This is a genomic window from Pseudonocardia sp. SID8383, from assembly GCF_009864975.1.
Taxonomy (GTDB): Bacteria; Actinomycetota; Actinomycetes; order Mycobacteriales; family Pseudonocardiaceae; genus Pseudonocardia; species Pseudonocardia alni.
In genome coordinates this window covers 1-1,785 of record NZ_WWFY01000970.1, presented here as the reverse complement: position 1 = coordinate 1,785, position 1,785 = coordinate 1, and the positions used below count along the sequence as shown (strand labels likewise).

Here is a 1,785-nt window from a genome sequence, read left to right as displayed (position 1 = left end):
CCGGCGTCGTCGCCCCCGGCGCCGTCGGAGCCCGCCACCGCGGCAGTGGGTGCCGCCGCCCCGTCGGCCCGCGTACCGGCCGACGCGGTGCCGGCGGTCGCGGCCCCCGTGGTCGTGTTCCCGGCGGATGCGGGCCCGGACGACACCGAACCGGTGGCGGCCCCGGTGGAGCCAAGCTGAGTCCCGGTGGCGGCGGGCTCGGTGGCGGCGGGCTCGGTGGGCGCGGGGTCGGTGGCGGCGGGCTCGTGCCCCCGGCCGCGCAGGACCAGGGCCAGTACCGGCAGGGCGATGGTGCCGAGCGCGTCGACGATCCCCGCGACGCCGAACCAGCGCCAGTACCACTCGCTGTCGCCGACCTCGCCGTCGGTGATCACCGGCAGCGCCAGCATCGTCGCGACGACGGCGATCGCGGCCAGGGTCAGCCCGAGCCCTGCGCGGATCACGGTGCGGCGCCGCTCGGCGAGGAGCAGCAGCAGGTTCGCGTGCGCCAGGCTGATCGCGACGATCGTCGCGACCAGCAGGGTCTTCAGCACCGACCCGTCGCCGTCGCCCTCGAAGAGCTCGTCGCCGCCCCAGACCAGCCACAGCGCGGCCACCGCGGCGACGACGCTCGCCGCCAGACCGGCGAACCCGAGGGCCCGCACGGCGCGGGTGACGACGGCGAGATGGCAGAGCGCCGAGGTGCCGAACGCGGCGACGACCAGCGTGGTCGCGACGATCCGTGCCTGCAGGTCGCCGAAGCCGCCGCCGAGCAGGGCGACGATCCCGCAGAGCGAGGCGACGAGCAGCGAGGCGACCACCGCGACGATCATCGCGCGGCGGGCCCCGCGGACCGGGGAGGCAGCTGGTGCGGTCATGCCGGCGAGGCTAGGGCCATCCGGTGCGGTCGGGCCTCCGTAGGGCTACGGCATCCCGGCGAGCAGGGTCGCGACGCCCTCCCGGTGCTGGGCGACGGCGTCGTCGACCCGCCCGCGCCGGGCCCGGCCCGCCGCCCGGGTGGAGACGAGTACGGCCAGGGTCCGCCCGTCCGGACCGGCGATCTCGACGCGGCCGAGGTCGTGGCCGGTGAGCAGGTCCATGGCGCGGGCCAGCGCGTCGGGCGGGAGCGGCGCGTGGACGTGCAGCCGGGCCCGGGCGCGGCACAGCCGGTCGGGGCTCCACGGGCCCGTGTCGGCGACGCCGCGGTAGAGCTCGTCGAGCCGCGGGTCGCAGCCCGGCAGCCGGACCCGGACGTCGCGATGGGTCTGGTTCAGCACCGCGTCGACGATCTCCACCAGCTCCCACCCGTGCGCGTCCGCGTCGACGGTGGCGAGCACGTCCGGAACCGCGCCGGGCAGCGGTGCGCCGCGCACGCCGGGGTCGGGGACGAGCGCGGCGATCCGGATGCGTTCGCCGTCCTTGCCACCGCCGACGGCGTCGTGGTCCTCCGGGCGGCCACCCCAGTCGGGGCCGTCGTGCCAGGCCACCGCGGACGGTTCGTGGACGAGCAGCGCACCGTTGTTCCAGGCCCGGTAGGCCAGGTCCCAGTCCTCGCCGCCGTAGCCGACGTAGCGCTCGTCGAAGCCGCCGAGGTCGTCGAACAGGCTGCGGTGCAGGGCGAGCACGGCGCTGATGACCAGCTGCCAGTCCGTGCCCGACGCGTCGAGCAGGTCGCGGGTGCGGCGGTAGCCGTCGGCGAGCCAGGCCGGGTCGGGCAGCTGCGGCGCGCCGGCCGGGTCGTCGCCCGGGGCGGTGCCGGACAGGTCCGCGTGCCGGCGACGCCCGACGGCGAGCACGTCCGGGCAG

General features: G+C 77.5%; 1 protein-coding gene and 1 pseudogene. Both read right to left on the bottom strand.

What is annotated here, in order from left to right:
* Positions 1-857: pseudogene (locus GTW08_RS23130) on the bottom strand (hypothetical protein); the annotation flags it as partial.
* Between the two features lie 45 nt (positions 858-902).
* A partial coding sequence (locus tag GTW08_RS23125; protein WP_237454097.1) for a glycosyltransferase family 2 protein occupies positions 903-1,785 on the bottom strand: 883 nt, incomplete at its 5' end.